The organism is Photobacterium rosenbergii (assembly GCF_003026455.1).
Lineage (GTDB): Bacteria > Pseudomonadota > Gammaproteobacteria > Enterobacterales > Vibrionaceae > Photobacterium > Photobacterium rosenbergii.
The window spans coordinates 1-16,022 of record NZ_PYMB01000009.1; the positions used below are offsets into that span (position 1 = coordinate 1).

Consider the following 16,022-nt stretch of genomic DNA (forward strand, 5'->3'; position numbering starts at 1 on the left):
GGCTCGGGAATAAACATAGATTAGACTTGAGTCCATGTTCAGCTTAAAATTGAACTATCGTTCACTTATTAGGCTGGAAACTCATCATGGCAAACCATGCAAAATTTGACCGTCAGCAAGTCATCGACAAAGCCACGAGCCTGTATTGGGAAAAAGGGTTTCACGCTACATCTATGCGTAACCTGCAAGACGTCATAGATATGCGTCCCGGCAGCATTTACGCCGCCTTCGGCAGCAAAGAGGGGCTATTCAAAGAAGCCCTGCAACATTACACCGAACAAGGGGTGGCGAGATTGGCCGCTTGCCGAGCAAATAGTGCCTCACCCATAGCTGCTCTGAAACTGTTCATGGAGCAGTTGGTGATCAACACCCAGCAGGGAGCACCGAGTGGGATGTGTATGCTGGCCAAAACGGTGGCCGAGCTCACCGGCGAGCATGAAGAACTGCTGCAAGAGGCCAAACGCTCTTTCCGCAAAATGGAGAGTGAGTTCGAAAAGCTGATCGTCGAAGCCCAAGAGATGGGTGAGATTGACAAAGAGAAAGACCCGCACCAACTGGCCCGCCACATTCAGATCCAGATCTCGGGGCTTCGTACCTACGCCCGCGTCAACGGCCCGGATGACGGTGAAAATGGCGCTCCCCTCAAGCAAATGATTGAGGATGTGTTCAAGCACTATCCGTTCTAGGCGATAGCTCTATTGCCATTACCTATCAAGCCAGCCTCCAGTGCTGGCTTTTTGATATTCACAGCAAACCACGCACCTATAGCGTCAATTGCGGCTGGATAAAATCTATAAAGGCCGAGATCCGCCTAGCAACCGAGGATGATTTATAGAATACGGCATTGACCTGCTCGCGGCCGGTATTGACCAGTTTTTCTGTTTCCAGCAAAGAGACCAAACGCCCTTCCTCCAAATCCTTGTTGACCATAAAGCCCGACAGGCACGAGATGCCATTACCGGCCAGTACCAGCTGGCGGACTGTCTCGCCGTTGCTTGAGATCATTGAAGGGGTGATGGACTCCAATCCTTTGAGCGGCCAGCGATTGAGAATTTTAGCACCGGCAAAACCAATCAAATCGTGCTGGTGCAACTCGTTGACCTGCTTGGGGATACCACGCTTGGCGAGGTATTCCGGCGCAGCGACAATATACAGCGGACTCCTGCCAAGTGGCCGGGCATGCAAGGTGGAATCATCTAGCTTGCCGATACGGATCGCCACATCGGTTCGCTTTTCCAACAAATCAACGAAACCTTCATTGGATGTCAGCTCAAGCTCTATCTCGGGATAAGCGACTTTGAATGGCTGGATCAACGGGACAAGCTGGTGGAATACAAAGGGGCTGGCTGCATCTACCCTCAGCCTCCCCTTTGGCAACTCTCCCCGCTGCATGATGTCTTCTTCGGCCTGTTGGATATGCTGCAGGCCTGTCCTCACCGCCTCGATAAACTGCCGTCCTTCATCGGTCAGCTCGACCCTACGGGTGGTGCGGTTGAGAATAGACACGCCAAGTTGTTTCTCGACCTTACTGACGGCCCTTGAGACCCGTGCAACCTGGATGTCCAATGCCTCAGCAGCGGCAGAGAAACCGCCGCTATCGACCACGGTCAGTAAAATTTCCAAATCATCAGAGCGCGTTAGCATGGCACTTTTCCTTTCAACGTCTTTTATCACCTTTGCATTTTTTCATTTATAGCAAAAATCATTTGTAAAAGGTGCTGTTTTTAGCAATAGCATTTTTTTGAATAATGCCTGCCAACAAAGAGAGTGCCGCGAAGGGTTAGCGATAAAGCTGAAAACCTTGAGACCTTAAAGCTTGAAACCTAAAAGCAGGGTTGTAGCGGCGGTTTGATTACATCAATAGAGAGAAAGACTATGCCTTTAGCACTATTGGCATTGACGCTAAGCGCCTTTGCTATCGGAACCACAGAATTCGTCATCGTGGGCTTGATCCCAACCATGGCAGCCGACCTTAATGTTTCACTACCTTCTGCCGGCCTGCTAGTCAGTTTGTATGCCCTGGGTGTTGCCGTAGGCGCCCCAGTATTAACCGCCTTAACCGGTAAATGGAACCGCAAGGTTGTCCTGCTATCAGTCATGAGCCTATTTGTTGCCGGTAACCTGCTGGCATGGCAGGCCCCGGGGTATAACACTCTGGTATTGGCACGTATCCTGACCGGTCTGGCCCATGGGGTGTTCTTCTCCATTGGCTCGACTATCGCAACCGGCCTGGTATCGAAAGAGAAAGCCGCCAGTGCGATTGCCATCATGTTTACCGGCCTAACTGTGGCCCTGGTAACCGGTGTACCACTAGGTACCTATATCGGCCAAACCTTTGGTTGGCAGGCAACCTTCTTGATTGTTGCTCTGCTTGGCTTGATTGCCCTGATTGGTAGTGCATTTTTGGTCCCAGGCAACCTCAAGCAGCCACCAGCGGCCAAGCTATCGTCACAGCTTAAAGTGTTGACCCAGCCTCGCCTGCTGCTGGTATATGCCATCACTGCGCTAGGTTACGGCGGTACCTTCACTGCCTTTACCTATCTGGCACCTATCTTGGAAGATGTGTCTGGTTTCAACTCCGGTGCGATTGGCCTGATCATGCTGGTATACGGTGTATCCGTGGCTATCGGTAACATCTGGGGCGGTAAGATGGCTGACAAGATGGGCCCAATCAAAGCCCTGACCATTATTTTCACCGGCCTAGCGGTAACTCTGTTGGTGTTCAATGTGACCGCTTACAACCCGATTGCTGCTGTTGCGACAATCTTGGTATGGGGTGCCTTCGCCTTCGGTAACGTACCGGGTTTGCAGGTCTACGTGGTAAAACTAGCTGAGAAAGTCAGCCCGGATGCAGTCGATGTCGCTTCTGGCCTAAACATCGCGGCCTTCAACATCGGTATTGCCCTAGGTTCATGGGGTGGCGGCCACATCGTCGCCGAAGCTGGACTGATGCATACCCCTTGGGCCGGCGCTGCAATTGTGATTGTTGCCTTGCTGCTAACCCGCCTAAGCGGTCGCTTAGACAAGAGAGCATTGAGCAACGAAGTCGAGCCAAACAACAAGGTTGTGACCAATACGACCCAAGTGGTTTAAAGCACACTTCAAGCCTTAACACTCAACACCCAAAAGCCTGACGGCACTGCCGTCAGGCTTTTTGCTTTTCCCGCATTGTTCAACCGACATCACACCAATCCGCCAAGGGCAGCAATCAGCAGTTTTGCAGCAGCTTTTAACTAGTTTATTACCTGCCTGACGGCAATATATTGAGTGATCTGTATATATCTGCCGGCGATATATCGAGTACTTCCATTTCAAGATAAGGGGAAAGAGCATGCTAACGGGGTACTGGTCCACTGATGCCTTCATTATTGCGATGGTGACGCTTTGTATCATTGTCACAATAATTTTTGGCTACCTGGAATGGACAGGAGGAGGCAACTTAGAGCCGTCCCACCACCAGCATAGCTCCAAGGAGTGAACATGAATACGAAGACGCTAGGATATAGCACCATGATCGTCTCGGCGACGCTGATGGGGTTTGTTGGCTTATTTGCCCGTAATATCAACACCTCCGGAGACGTCATTGCATTTACCCGAATGACAGTCGGTGCTATCTGTATTTTGGCTATTTTGTTGTACAAACGGAAAGTACCTTTACTTTCCTCGACCAAGTTAACCCCAAGTGTTATTGCCAGTGGCGCATGCCTTGGCCTTTGCCTTGCAGCGTATGTATCGGCAACGCAATACACCACCTTGGCCAATGCGGTATTTCTGATTTACTCTGGCCCGGTGTTTTCAACCATTCTCGCAGCTATCTTCCTCAAAGAGAAAATATCACGGCTGACTGCGATGCTTCTTACTGCCGTTTTCATCGGCTGCCTTTTTGTTATCGGCATCATCAGTTATGACAGCCAGTCCGGCTTGATAATCACCCTATCTTTCTCAAGGGAAACCTTTATCGGCGACATGCTCGGGCTTGCATCAGGTGTCGGGTACGGCCTGTATTTATTCCTGAGCCGCTACCGTGCTGACGTCAGTTCAGATGTGCGTTCGTTCTTCAACTTCCTGTTTGGTGCCGTGGCAATCGGTGTCTACTTCTTCATCAGCCCGCCTTCGCTAGCAGAGATGGATACCTCCTCTTGGGTTTGGTTGATTGCGATGGGCTTCTTCATCGGCTTTGGTGCCCTTTCCTTGCTCACAATTGCTGCAAAACACCTAAAGGCCGCGGAGTTGGCATGTGTCTCCTATCTAGAAACCGTCGTAGGTGCCGGTATCGGGATCTTGCTGTTCAGTGAGTCGCTCACACTGCTTCAAGCTATCGGGGGACTGCTCGTCATTGGTGGCGGGATGGGAGAAGTGGTCATCGGCATGAGGAAAAAACAACAGCTACCCAAACACGCGCAATTTGAACACTAGGAGGCGAACATGGATGCCTGGCTAAACTGGAGTCTTTTGCTAATCACCGTCATTGTGATGGCCGGGCTCGCACTCTACAGCGATAAAATTGTCCGAAAAGGTAATGGTGAAGGCGGCTTCTTACTGGCCGCTAACACCCTAGGCCCTTTCGTCGGGGCGGCGACCATCGTCGCTACCGGCTTTTCTGGCTGGGGATTTATGGGCTCACCGGGCGTGGCCTATAAATACGGTGCCGTTGAGCTGCTGGGTAATTTTTTCTTCGCTCCGGCAATGGTTTTTGCCGTGTTGTTCTGTGCTCGTTTCTTACATCGGCGTGCGAGCAAAATTGGGAGCCTGACCATCCCAGAGTACATTGCCTGCAGCCATGATGGCCCTGAATCAATCAAGCGGCTCACCCAAGCCATTACCGCAATCATCACAGTATTACTGCTATTGGTTTTCCTCGTTGGGCAAATCAAAGCCCTGGGGCTTCTTGCCGGTCAATGGTTGGGAATTGATGTAACATCAGCCTCATTGCTAATGGTGGCAATTATTATTCTGTATACCTCGATTGGAGGCCTGGCAGCCGTTGCCTTTACCGATTGTTTTATGGTTATCGGCATGTGTGTCTCGGCTTTGATTATTGTGGTCACCATATTTGCAGACCTGTCACCCAGCCAGTTGCTTGAAGGGCTCAATGCTATTGACCCGAGCTTGCTTGCCCCAACGGACTCTGGCCCCTACGGCACTTCCGTTTGGCATGTGTTTTTGGTCTTGCCTTATGCATTCATCTACAGCGCCACTCTTCCCTATATGTCTATTAGGTTTATGGCTCTGGCTAAGACGACCAAGCTCCACCATGTCGCCGCTTATATGACCCCTATAGCCTGCTTACTTAGCCTCGTCCCCCTCGCAGGGCTGTATGTCAAAATCAAGGTCCCCCACTTGGCCACCCCGGATGAGGCCATGCCGACATTCCTGATGCTATTTCTATCCCCAGCGGTGTCAGCGATTGTTACCTTGTTTATCCTGTTTGCAATGAAGTCCACCGCCAACTCGGTGCTGCATGCCATCGCCAGTGCCGTCTCCCACGATCTAAGGCAGGCCGTTTGGCCCAAATGTACCCTCAACCACCGCCAACTTCTGAGGCTTAACCGGCTAGCGGTTATTCTGTTGGGCTTGACCGGATTCCTGCTGATGCTGGTGGCACCACCCTTTATGTTATCAATGCTGGCTATCCTGGGCTCCGGCACCTTGATGGCGGCATTAGTCGCTCCCACACTGCTGGCACAGGTGGTAAAAACCAATATATACGCCGCACTCACCTCAATATTGGTCGGCTTCTTCTCTGGCTGCCTTCTGTTTTGGAAATTCAACCTAGGGTGGGTAGAAGCTCCGCTATATGCCTCATTCCTGGCCTGCGGTAGCTACTGGTTTGTATCACTCGTTTCTCAGCGCCAACACCCTGCGCACATTCTCCGGCCAAGGTAGGCAGATACTGAGAGGGAAAACGCATCATTACGTTTTTGCGTTTTCCCGTTTTCCTCTCCAATCAGCAAACATTATCGAAAAACTGTTTGGTCACTTGGCCTTCCACAGAGCGTGAAGTATCAATCCCTTTTCTCATATCAATATGTTTGGCCCGGTATTCTCGCGGGGTCGCCTTAAGCAACCCTTTAAATTTAGCGTTAAAGTTAGATAATGATGAAAACCCAACTTCCGTACCAATATGGGAAATACTCCAATCCGTTGTCACCAAATATCGGGCAGCCTGTCTCACCCGCTGCTCAATTAAATACTGGCGGAAGGTGATACCCATATTGGCGTGGAAGAAACGGGAAAATGTGCTGTCTGCCATATGGAGCTGATCGGCCACCTTGGCAACCGATATGGGATCCCCTAAATGCTGATCAATATATTTAAGGGCCAACTGCACCCTATCTTCAGCCCGCTTAGAATTGGATATTTCAACGCAATTGTTAATTAAGCGTTGGATAGGTTGCTTAACAGCTAAATGGTTCAGTAGTCCAAGTAAGTTCAGCACTTGAATAAAGTCGAACGTATTTTGCATCGGCTCGATATATTGCCGAATAGCTTCATTTTGCCGGTCCTCAAACAATAGTCCACTGCGGGAATCATCCAGCATCTGTTTAATGGGTTTGAACTGGACACTATCAACAAAAGTCTGGCCCAATGCATTTAACCTAAAATGCAACACGTCACAATCTGCTCTCCCCTGCCCGCCGGACGAGAACAAAGATAGGCGGAAAGGGTTGAAGGGTGCCAATAACACTAACTGGCCGACCTTCAGCTTGTACTGAGTCGATGCAAGGTGCAAGGTACACCCAGCGGTACGTGGCGCAACCAAAATATAGTCGGCGCCGAATATCATATGCTCAGTTTCATTGACTTTCTGCAGGTCAAACATCAGAAACTTCGGAGTATTGGCAATAACCCGTGGACACATGGCCTTCACCTCCCTTGACAGTAGTAGCTATGTTTACCACCGTTTTCATAAATCTCCAGCCCACGAATACCAAATCGTGATATACCCCCAACCAATAGCAAAAATATAGTTAATTCGATATATAAATAATTAAAACCCAGACCTCAAATCCAATTAAATCAATATTTGCGGATAATTATTCTTTTTGAGTGACAGGAATTTCATCGCTATTTACCTAAAATTAATCCAGCAGAAAAACACCAGTTTTCGGCATTTTTCGGCTATTAGAAAACCATTATTTTCGCAAAATAGAGCTCATGGATAGCAACACAGTGTTATTCAACCAACATCATTAATCAGTTTATTTTGTGGAGTGTTTGTCATGAGTGTTTCCAATGATCTATACCCAAATGCATCTCAGCCCCTAGAGAGGAAAGAATCAGGCGTACCCTATGTCCGAGAAGGCTTGCACGTAGAGTCCCATAATGATTTTGACCCACTCCGCCATGTCATTGTCGGTATCGCCGATAACCAACATATCCCTGAAGCCTGCCCAGCTAGTAATGAAAAAATCCCCGCAGACTCCCCGATGCGTGGCAGTAAAGCTGGGCGCCGAACCCAGGAAACCATAGACCGTGCCAATGAGTGCCTCAATGGCTTTGCCAAAACTCTGGAAGATCGCGGGATCATTGTTGACCGCCCGGGAGCGGTGGATTGGCATCAACGCATTACCACGCCGGACTTCACTATCAGCTCCGGATTCGGTTGTATGCCACCACGCGATTGCTTGCTCACCATGGGCAAAAGCATTTTGATGGCACCGATGAGCTTCCGGAGCCGCTACTTCGAATATTTGGCCTACGTAGACCTATTGCGTGAATACTTCGAGTCAGACCCTAACTGTATAATCGAACAGGCCCCACGTCCCCGCCTAGCCGATGAAAGTTTCCGAATGGACTACGTTGCCGCATATGAATATTTATCCGATGAAGAGACCATGGCGCGCTCCCTGCGTAAGGAGTACAGCACCAACGAACATGATATTCTTTTCGATGCGGCGGATGTCATGCGTTTGGGCAAAGATATTTTTGTCCAGCACGGGCTGACAACAAACTTGGCAGGGATACGTTGGATTAAACGCAAATACGAGCCACAGGGATACCGCGTGCATACCCTCAGCTTTGAGGACAACCATCCAATCCATATTGATGCGACTTTCTGCCCATTACGCCCTGGATTGATGTTACTCAACCCACACCGCCCACTATTTAAAGGCCAGCGTGATATCTTCGAGAAGAACGGTTGGGAGATTGTTGAAGCCGTAGCACCAGCTTGGGATAACCCACCACCACTTTGTTACTCAAGTACCTGGCTATCAATGAATACCTTGATCCTTGATCATAAAACAGTATGTGTTGAAGCCTCTGAGCATCCTCAGATGGAACAGTTCGACAAGCTTGGCTTTGAGGTCATTCCTGTCGACCTGCGTGATGCGTATGCCTTTGGTGGCGGTCTCCACTGTGCAACCGCCGATGTTTGGCGAGAAGGTACCTGCGAAGATTACTTTGAAAACCAATTCTTTGGCGCCCACAGTATCGAGCATTGGGAATACTAATCAATCTAACCCCCAAACAAAAAGCCTGGCGGTAATATCGCCAGGCTTTTCTTTGTGTGATTCAATGTCAGAGCGACACAAAACCTATCAACACAAGAATCAATGCAAGAAAGTGCTGCCCTCGCTGGCACTGGTTGCGGTCAAATCACCCGCCGGGTTGATCAGATGCGGAAGGATTTTCGGCAAGTTTAGCTCGATGTCCTGATCTTCAACCGGGTTGATGTTGGCGTGGTACCAACCGAGCAGGCCCAAAACGGCGTAGCCGATAGCCTCATCGGTGTCACGGTGCTCGAGGATGATTTGCAAAAGGCGTAAAATCGTCTTGTCGTTGGTTTTTGCCTGCTCTAAGGTTTCACTGTAGATTGCAACGGCTTCATCTGTAAGCCCGTCGAATTCAGTTTCAATCGCGACTTTGAACGAGCCGCCATCAACAGAAATTTTCATATCAATATCACCAGAATAAGTCTTGCTGTGATAGTAACGAAATCATGCGAGATTGTCGTATCAACAGCCTCAAATTCAGTATAAAAGAGCACTTTTCTTGATGAATTCGAGGCTTTCTAATCTATTTCCCACGCCTCCTACTCAGCTTTCCTCCATCTGCTGCGCCAACTGACGCGAGACAAACTCTGGACTCTGGGTATGGCGGGCCAGCAAGCGGTACATCACAGGGATCACCACCAAGGTAAACAGGGTCGCCACAGTGATACCACATAGCACAACAATACCAATCACAATCCGGTTTTCAGCCCCCGCTCCCGTCGCCAGAATCAGGGGCACTGCACCTGCAATGGTGGTAATCGCCGTCATCAGTATTGGCCGCAGTCGCTCGGAAGCTGCCTCCAGTAAGGCTTCATCAAACGCCATCCCCTGATCGCGCAGTTGGTTGGCGAATTCGACAATCAATATGCCGTTTTTTGCTGACAGGCCGATCAGCATGATAAGCCCGATTTGCGAATAAATGTTGAGGGTCTGGTCGGTGAAATAGAGCCCGAGCAAGGCCCCAAGGGTGGCCAGCGGGACGGTAAGCATGATGATCAATGGGTGGATATAACTCTCAAACTGTGCTGCCAACACCAAAAAGACCACCAGCAGCGCCAGGGCAAAGATGAACACAATCGAGGTGCTGGAGTCCTGATAATCCTTGGAAGCGCCCTTGTAATTGACCACGGCGTCAGTGGGTAGCAACTCCTCAACCAAACCATTGAGGTAACCAAGGGCTTCACCCAAGGTATAGCCCTCAGCAAGATTAGCCTCAAGGGTGATCGCCCGTACCCGGTTATAGCGATTGAGCTGCGGCGCCCCGGCATACTCATCGACACTGATCAGGCTTGAAAGCGGAACCAACTCGTCGGCCTGCTCGGCCCGGACATACAGGTTGGCCAAGTCTGCCGCAGTATTCTGCCGCTCGCGCTGGCCTTCAATCACCACATCGTATTCTTCACCGCGCCAGGTGTAGGTTGTTACCTGACGGGAGCCGAGCATCGACTCAAGTGTCTGGCCAATTGACTTCAACGAGACACCGAGATCGCCAGCCCGGTCACGATCAATAACGATCCTAAGCTGCGGCTTGGTTTCCTTATAGTCATGATCCAGCCCGACGATATTGGCGTTACTGGCAGCAGCGTCAAGCAAGATATCCCGCCATTGCGCCAGTTCTTCATAACTGCCGCCCCCCAGCACGAATTGTACCGGCTTACCGACCCCACGGCCAAACGGCTGCCTCATCACTGGAAAAGCCGTGATCCCAGCCAAATCCCCCAGCCGCTTACGGATATCGCCAATAATGGCCCCTGCAGGACGCCGTTTTGCCCAATCTTCAAGTACCACAATGGCAAAGCCATTGGAGAAGTCGGCAACACGCCCCCAACCTCGCGGCGCTCGGATCAATAACCGTTTAATTTCGCCTGATTCCACCAAAGGCATCAAGCGGTGCTCCACCTCATCCATGTAGGGTTGGATAAAATCAAAGCTTGCCCCCTGTGGGCCATTGATGATGATAAACATCGCCCCCCTGTCTTCGCGCGGGGCAAATTCAGACGGCAGTTTATGCTGCAGCCAACCACAGGTTGCCAGTACTGCCAACAGCACCACGATGACCCGTACAGGACGTTGGATAGCACTGGAAAGCATGGACTTATAGTTGGCTGTCAAGGCCGCCATAGCCCGGCTGATGAACCTTACCAGACCGCGTTCCTGCTCAACGGGCTGCATCAGTTTCGAAGCCATCATCGGGCTAAGTGTCAACGCTACCAACGAGGAGAGGATGACTGCCGCGCTGATAGCAATCGAGAACTCCCGGAACAGTTTGCCCAAGTCCCCCTCGAGGAACCCAATGGGCAGGAAGACAGCAACCAGCACCACTGTTGTCGCAATGATGGCAAAACTGACCTGTTTCGCCCCGAGATATGCCGCCTTGAGCGGCGGCTCACCGGTACTGATCCTTCGGTGGATGTTCTCCAGCATCACAATGGCATCATCGACCACAATCCCGATAGCCAAAATTAATGCCAGCAAAGTCAGCAGGTTGAGGGTAAAACCAAGGGCATAAAGCACCGTGAAAGCACCAATTAACGATACCGGCAAGGTCAAGGCAGGGATCAACATGGCGCGAACGCTGCCAAGAAACAGGTAAATCACCACAACCACCAGACTAAGGGCGATCATCAGGGTCTTGTAGACCTCATCAATCGAGGCCTGGATAAATACCGATGAATCATAGGAGCGTTTGATTTCCATACCCGGCGGTAACGTGGGGTTAAGCTGGTCAACCAAAGCATTGGCTGCCCGGGCCACTTCTAGGGTATTGGCCTTCGACTGACGGGTGATCCCGAGGCCAATCATATCTTGGGTGTTACCGCGGAAGGTGATCCGCTCTTCTTCTGCGGCCAGCTCAACTTCAGCTACGTCTCCAAGACGGATCAGATAACCATCATCTCCCGTACCCACCACCAGGCGCACGAAGTCCTCCGGGGAAATAAAGCTACGCTGGGTTCGCACCGTAAATTGACGGCTTTCGGATTCCACTGATCCGGCTGGCAGCTCGATATTGTCATCGCGCAGGGCATCTTCGATATCTGTCACCGTCAGGCCCCTTGCTGCCAGTTTCTGGCGGTCGATCCAGATCCTCAACGCATAGGACTTACCCCCACCAAGCCGGATCCCCGCTACGCCATCGATCACCGAAAAACGATCGACCAGATAGCGGCGGGCATAATCTGTCAGCTGCAGCGTATCCATCCGATCAGACACTAGATTGAGCCACATGATCACTTCTGAACTGGCTGCCGCTTTCTGTACTTCAGGCGGGTCCGCTTCATCAGGCAAGTTATTGAGAATGCCAGCAATGCGGTCACGGACGTCATTGGCAGCCGCATCGATATCACGGCCAATGGAAAACTCCAGGGTTACACTGGATCGGCCATCGCGACTTCGCGAACTAATCGAGCGGATCCCTTCCAGTCCGGCGATCCTATCCTCCACCAATTGGGTGATCCGCGTTTCGACAATCGCTGCCGACGCGCCGCGATAGCTGGTGGAAATATTCACCACTGGCGGGTCGATATCCGGGTATTCCCGCAGCGGCAACCTGTCGAATGCTACTAACCCAAACACCACCAGCAATAGGCTGATCACCGAGCCCAGCACCGGCCGGGTAACTGAAATGTCCGATAACCACATCAGCCCGCCTCCCGATAGGTGAAGCGCTCCTGTTCGCGGACTTCCACTTTTTGCCCCGGCCTCACCCGCTGGGTCCCACGGGTGATCACCTGCTCACCCTCACGGATACCGGTCACGACCTCTGCTTCACCCCGGCGACGAAAACCCAGTTCGACTTCGCGCTGCTCAACGGCCCCTTCCTCTCCCACCACAAACAAGAAATGTTGCTGCTGGCGGGACACCAGGGCTTCCTCCGGTACCACCAACCCCTGGTGCTCGCCAACAATCAAAGACAAGGTCATCAACATACCGGGCCGCAGCCGCAAGTCCGGATTGGCAATATCTGCCCGGATCACTATGGCCCGAGTCTGTGGATTGATGCGGCTGTCGATACTGGCGACCTGGCCTTTGAAGGTTTCATCAGGATAGGCTGCTGCACTGGCTTCGATCACCGCACCTTGGGATACCAGCCCGAGGAAGGCTTCGGGAATGGAGAAATCGAGTTTTACGGTAGCAATATCATCCAAGGTGGTGATCACCGCCCCCGGCGTCACTAGTGCACCGGGACTGATTTGGCGAAAACCCAATACACCGGAGAACGGGGCATGGATATAACGGGCTGCTAACTCGGCCTCGTTTTGTGCCAGCACGGCCCGGGCAACCTCGATGTCGGTATAGATGGCATCAAGCTCGGAGCGGGCAATAGTGTTGCGTTTGACCAAGCCTTCGATCCGCTTGTATTCGCGTTGCTGCTCCTTGAGGTTGGCTTTGGCGGCCCGTACCTTGGCCTGCTGCTCGTCGGCATTGAGCGTGACCAGCAATTGCCCACGGGAAATCGACTGGCCATCTTCAAACAGCACCCGGTCCACTTTTTCAGTCACCTTGGCCGTAAGCACCACCGACTCACGGGATTTCACGGTGCCAAGCGCTTCGACTTCACGCCGGACCAATTTTTTCTCCACTTCGGCTACCACTACACTCGGGGTAGGCATCGAACGGCTAGCAGTCGCCCCGGACGAGGAATATTCTTTGTAGGTGATGGCGCCCGCCAGCACAACGAGAAGCAATAAACTGATCAGAGTCCCTTTCAATCGCACGCAGTATCCTTCTGAGGGGGGGAGAATTACAGCTGATATAGTCAGTATAGAAAGGGAGATTGAGGTCGGCGCAAATTGGCCGGTTTTAACGAGGAATAGCAGGCAAAAAAAAGCGAGCCGGTCGATGGCTCGCAAAATAACTCATATATTGCATTCCGAGAGGGTGACTAGGAAATCCCAGTATCCTTACCAGTGAAAACCTAACTCTCGAAAGGGACAAAGGTTATATCCGATTTTCATTTTGCCCCAGCACGGCGTGCTGATGTCAGGAAAATGTCAGGAATAACAAAGCAATGTTTACCTATGAGGTAATGGTTCCACTTTTGATGAAACCTTCAAGGCATAAACCGGTATTTCAGGGAGCAACACCCACCAGCCATACCTATTTAGCTGAATTAAGTGATGTATTTTTAATCAAAGGTGGTCCCTAACGATAGGTAAAAGGAATTCTGCCCGTCTTCTGCCATGCCATAGGCGAGATAAACCGGTCCGACAGGGGTATCCAGTCCAAGGAACAAGCTGCCGGCAGTTAAACTGGAGTCAAAATCGATATCCGACTGATCATCCCACACCCCGCCACGTTCCAATGAGCCTCCGAGATACACGGGTATCGACACGGCGCCAAAGTTATTATCCAGCAGGCGGTAGCTATAGACCAACGCCCCGAACAACTTGTAGCGACCGTTGAGTTCATAGCGGTGGTAGCCAGATAGGTTGAACAAGCCTCCCAAATCCTGCACATAGACAGGTAACAGGTCATCACCGTCATATCCACCGGCTTGGAACGTAGTCACAAGGCTGTGCCTGTCATGGCTCAGCGGCTTGATCAGTTTAAGCTGGCCATACACACTGTCGCTCGATATGGTGTCTTGGTCGTTGACAGAGCTACGGCTCGAACCCAGCCCGAACTCAGTCATGAACATCACCCCTTCACGGGGGAAAAACAAGTTGTCCAGATCATCATAGACAAATGAAACATATGGCCCATGGACAGAGTAGTCCTGGCTATTGCTGACGTTGATTTCTTTTACCTCACCGGTTCCGCCCCGGTAGCCTACAGCCAGAGAACTCCACGGCTGGAGGTTCCACCCCAGTTCGGCATAACCGCTGTAGACGCTGTATTCGGTTTCAGCGCTACTGCCCGGCTCCCGGCCAATAAGATCCGCCTGCTCTTCGGACAAAATAAACTCGCGTACTTCACGGTTCCAGTTCACGCCAAACGAGGTATAGCTATTTTTCTGGTAGTCGAGCGGGAAATAAAAACTGGTGTCGATCTTCTTCCAGCTGCCCAGTTGCCATTCAAACTGCCACTCGCCCCCTTTGTCGGTGAGGTTGGTGTAGATATATTGGGTACCGAAGGCAAAATCAGACCGATTGGCAAAATCGTCCTCGAAGGCAAACTTGAGGTTGAGGTATCCCGGCCCCCAGGACTTCTCGCGAACATCCATCACCAAGACATTCTCATCATCCTGTTGCTCAATTTGATAAGTGATCCGCTCAAACACATCCTGCCTGTTGAGCCTTTTCACCGCATCATCCATCTCATGATTGGCGATCACCCGGCCAGCATCGAGATCCATAACCTCAAGCAGGGCCTGATCAGATCGCCGGGTATGATTGACAACTTCAATCCGGTCAATGTAGTACGCCGGGCTTGCCTGCACCTGGGCACGGCGGTCGAGTTTTTCACGTAGGTAGGCTTGATAGTCCGACTCGGACAACTGATAGCGCTTGAGTTCGGGCAGCGCATCCAAGGCGACTTTGCGCCCGGCAACATAGGCCTGCTCCATTTTGTCGAAATCAGGTGCCAGCATGAAAGAGACATCTGGCTGGAGGTAAACATCCCCCTCCCCCATCAGCGCCATTTGCTGGTCGGAACTGGTGTTGGTCATAAAAGTGGTCAGCTGACCGATGATATTGAACGCACTGTTGAGCTGTTGCTCTTCAAACAACGCATCACGAAGATCGACCGCGATAATAGTCTCGGCCCCTAAGGCCTTGGCCGCATCGACCGGCATATTATTAACGATCCCACCATCAACCAAGATCCGGTTATCAATCCGTACCGGCTGCAAAGCTCCAGGGACAGTCATCGATGCCTGCATAGCCGTTGCCAGATGACCACTGTCCAGCACAACCGGTTTTACGTTCACGATATCCGTTGCTACTGCGCGATATGGGATCGCCAGCTGATCAAAACTTGCCAAATCCGGTAGGTTGTCGGTGAGGTTGCCCAACAAGGTTGCCATCCCCTGCCCCTGGAAGGCGCCCGGTTTAGATTGGTAGTTCCCTTTTAGATCTATCCCGATATCGGTATAGATTTGGTAATTGTCATTTTGCTGCTTGCGCCTGAGTTCCAGGTCATTCCGGCCAACACGATCCTCATAGCCACTCAGCCAATCCGCAGACATCGTTTTGCGCCTGACCTCCTGGGCCGATAAGCCCATTGCATACATGCCACCAACGTAAGCCCCCATACTGGTGCCGGTGATCACATCAACAGGGATCCGGTTCTCCTCAAGTACCGATAACACCCCAATATGAGCAGCCCCCTTAGCGCCGCCTCCGCTGAGCACCAGCCCGATCTGCGGACGGGAATCATCCGCAACCGCATTGAAGGTTCCCGCGAACACACCGATCAATGCGAGCAGCACCCCGCCCTGCCGGTGCCGACATATTTTCAGCCACTCCATGACATATCCTAATGGTTGGATTAATAGCAATAATATACCCAAGTTAACTGAACAAGAGGCATAAAAAAATCCGGCCAGCAAAAGCTGACCGGATTTTTTTGTTATTCAATGCGCGA

11 protein-coding genes are annotated in these 16,022 nt (G+C 51.4%); 5 read left to right on the forward strand and 6 right to left on the reverse strand.

Annotated elements, in window-relative coordinates; genetic code table 11:
• Positions 1-86 precede the first annotated feature (86 nt).
• Positions 87-686 (forward strand): TetR/AcrR family transcriptional regulator, encoded by a 600-nt coding sequence (locus C9J01_RS17370; RefSeq protein WP_107299405.1) that lies wholly within the window; start codon positions 87-89, stop codon positions 684-686.
• Positions 687-762: 76 nt separating this feature from the next.
• Here the strand turns inward: C9J01_RS17370 and C9J01_RS17375 are convergent, their stop codons facing one another.
• Entirely contained in the window at positions 763-1,644 is an 882-nt protein-coding gene (locus C9J01_RS17375) for a LysR family transcriptional regulator (protein ID WP_107299406.1), read from the reverse strand.
• A 231-nt stretch (positions 1,645-1,875) separates the two neighbouring features.
• On the opposite strand from C9J01_RS17375, the gene C9J01_RS17380 reads away from it, so the two are divergent.
• The 3 genes from C9J01_RS17380 (at position 1,876) to C9J01_RS17390 (ending at position 5,886) form a co-directional block, all read left to right on the forward strand.
• A complete protein-coding gene (locus C9J01_RS17380) occupies positions 1,876-3,093 on the forward strand; it encodes an MFS transporter (protein WP_107299407.1) in 1,218 nt (405 codons plus the stop codon).
• A gap of 387 nt (positions 3,094-3,480) precedes the next feature.
• Positions 3,481-4,416, forward strand: coding sequence for a DMT family transporter (locus C9J01_RS17385; protein ID WP_107299408.1), 936 nt, complete (start codon positions 3,481-3,483; stop codon positions 4,414-4,416).
• Positions 4,417-4,425: 9 nt separating this feature from the next.
• Positions 4,426-5,886, forward strand: a complete 1,461-nt coding sequence (locus C9J01_RS17390; RefSeq protein ID WP_107299409.1) for a sodium:solute symporter family protein — start codon at positions 4,426-4,428, stop codon at positions 5,884-5,886.
• A gap of 61 nt (positions 5,887-5,947) precedes the next feature.
• Here C9J01_RS17390 and C9J01_RS17395 read toward each other — a convergent pair whose 3' ends face one another.
• On the reverse strand, positions 5,948-6,862 hold the full coding sequence (locus C9J01_RS17395) for a helix-turn-helix domain-containing protein (RefSeq protein WP_107299410.1): 915 nt from the start codon (positions 6,860-6,862) through the stop codon (positions 5,948-5,950).
• A gap of 361 nt (positions 6,863-7,223) precedes the next feature.
• On the opposite strand from C9J01_RS17395, the gene C9J01_RS17400 reads away from it, so the two are divergent.
• Positions 7,224-8,456 carry a serine/threonine protein kinase gene (locus C9J01_RS17400; protein WP_107299411.1) on the forward strand — a complete coding sequence of 411 codons (1,233 nt, stop codon included), beginning with the start codon at positions 7,224-7,226 and terminating at the stop codon, positions 8,454-8,456.
• Positions 8,457-8,555: 99 nt separating this feature from the next.
• Here the strand turns inward: C9J01_RS17400 and C9J01_RS17405 are convergent, their stop codons facing one another.
• The 4 genes from C9J01_RS17405 to C9J01_RS17420 form a co-directional block, all read right to left on the reverse strand.
• On the reverse strand, positions 8,556-8,900 hold the full coding sequence (locus tag C9J01_RS17405) for a hypothetical protein (RefSeq protein ID WP_107299412.1): 345 nt from the start codon (positions 8,898-8,900) through the stop codon (positions 8,556-8,558).
• Positions 8,901-9,041: 141 nt separating this feature from the next.
• Positions 9,042-12,137 (reverse strand): efflux RND transporter permease subunit, encoded by a 3,096-nt coding sequence (locus C9J01_RS17410; RefSeq protein ID WP_107299413.1) that lies wholly within the window; start codon positions 12,135-12,137, stop codon positions 9,042-9,044.
• Positions 12,137-13,108, reverse strand: coding sequence for an efflux RND transporter periplasmic adaptor subunit (locus C9J01_RS17415; RefSeq protein ID WP_107299538.1), 972 nt, complete (start codon positions 13,106-13,108; stop codon positions 12,137-12,139). The genes C9J01_RS17410 and C9J01_RS17415 overlap by 1 nt, the downstream gene beginning before the upstream one ends.
• Positions 13,109-13,623: 515 nt before the next feature.
• Positions 13,624-15,906: a patatin-like phospholipase family protein gene (locus C9J01_RS17420; protein ID WP_107299414.1), complete on the reverse strand. Its 2,283-nt coding sequence runs from the start codon at positions 15,904-15,906 to the stop codon at positions 13,624-13,626.
• Positions 15,907-16,022: the final 116 nt, after the last annotated feature.

Bases quoted from the DNA above. Each gene is read 5' to 3' on its own strand.
- C9J01_RS17370 (WP_107299405.1), top strand. From the start codon at position 87: ATGGCAAACCATGCAAAATTTGACCGTCAGCAAGTCATCGACAAAGCC.
- C9J01_RS17375 (WP_107299406.1), bottom strand. From the start codon at position 1,644: ATGCTAACGCGCTCTGATGATTTGGAAATTTTACTGACCGTGGTCGAT.
- C9J01_RS17380 (WP_107299407.1), top strand. From the start codon at position 1,876: ATGCCTTTAGCACTATTGGCATTGACGCTAAGCGCCTTTGCTATCGGA.
- C9J01_RS17385 (WP_107299408.1), top strand. From the start codon at position 3,481: ATGAATACGAAGACGCTAGGATATAGCACCATGATCGTCTCGGCGACG.
- C9J01_RS17390 (WP_107299409.1), top strand. From the start codon at position 4,426: ATGGATGCCTGGCTAAACTGGAGTCTTTTGCTAATCACCGTCATTGTG.
- C9J01_RS17395 (WP_107299410.1), bottom strand. From the start codon at position 6,862: ATGTGTCCACGGGTTATTGCCAATACTCCGAAGTTTCTGATGTTTGAC.
- C9J01_RS17400 (WP_107299411.1), top strand. From the start codon at position 7,224: ATGAGTGTTTCCAATGATCTATACCCAAATGCATCTCAGCCCCTAGAG.
- C9J01_RS17405 (WP_107299412.1), bottom strand. From the start codon at position 8,900: ATGAAAATTTCTGTTGATGGCGGCTCGTTCAAAGTCGCGATTGAAACT.
- C9J01_RS17410 (WP_107299413.1), bottom strand. From the start codon at position 12,137: ATGTGGTTATCGGACATTTCAGTTACCCGGCCGGTGCTGGGCTCGGTG.
- C9J01_RS17415 (WP_107299538.1), bottom strand. From the start codon at position 13,108: ATGCCTACCCCGAGTGTAGTGGTAGCCGAAGTGGAGAAAAAATTGGTC.
- C9J01_RS17420 (WP_107299414.1), bottom strand. From the start codon at position 15,906: ATGGAGTGGCTGAAAATATGTCGGCACCGGCAGGGCGGGGTGCTGCTC.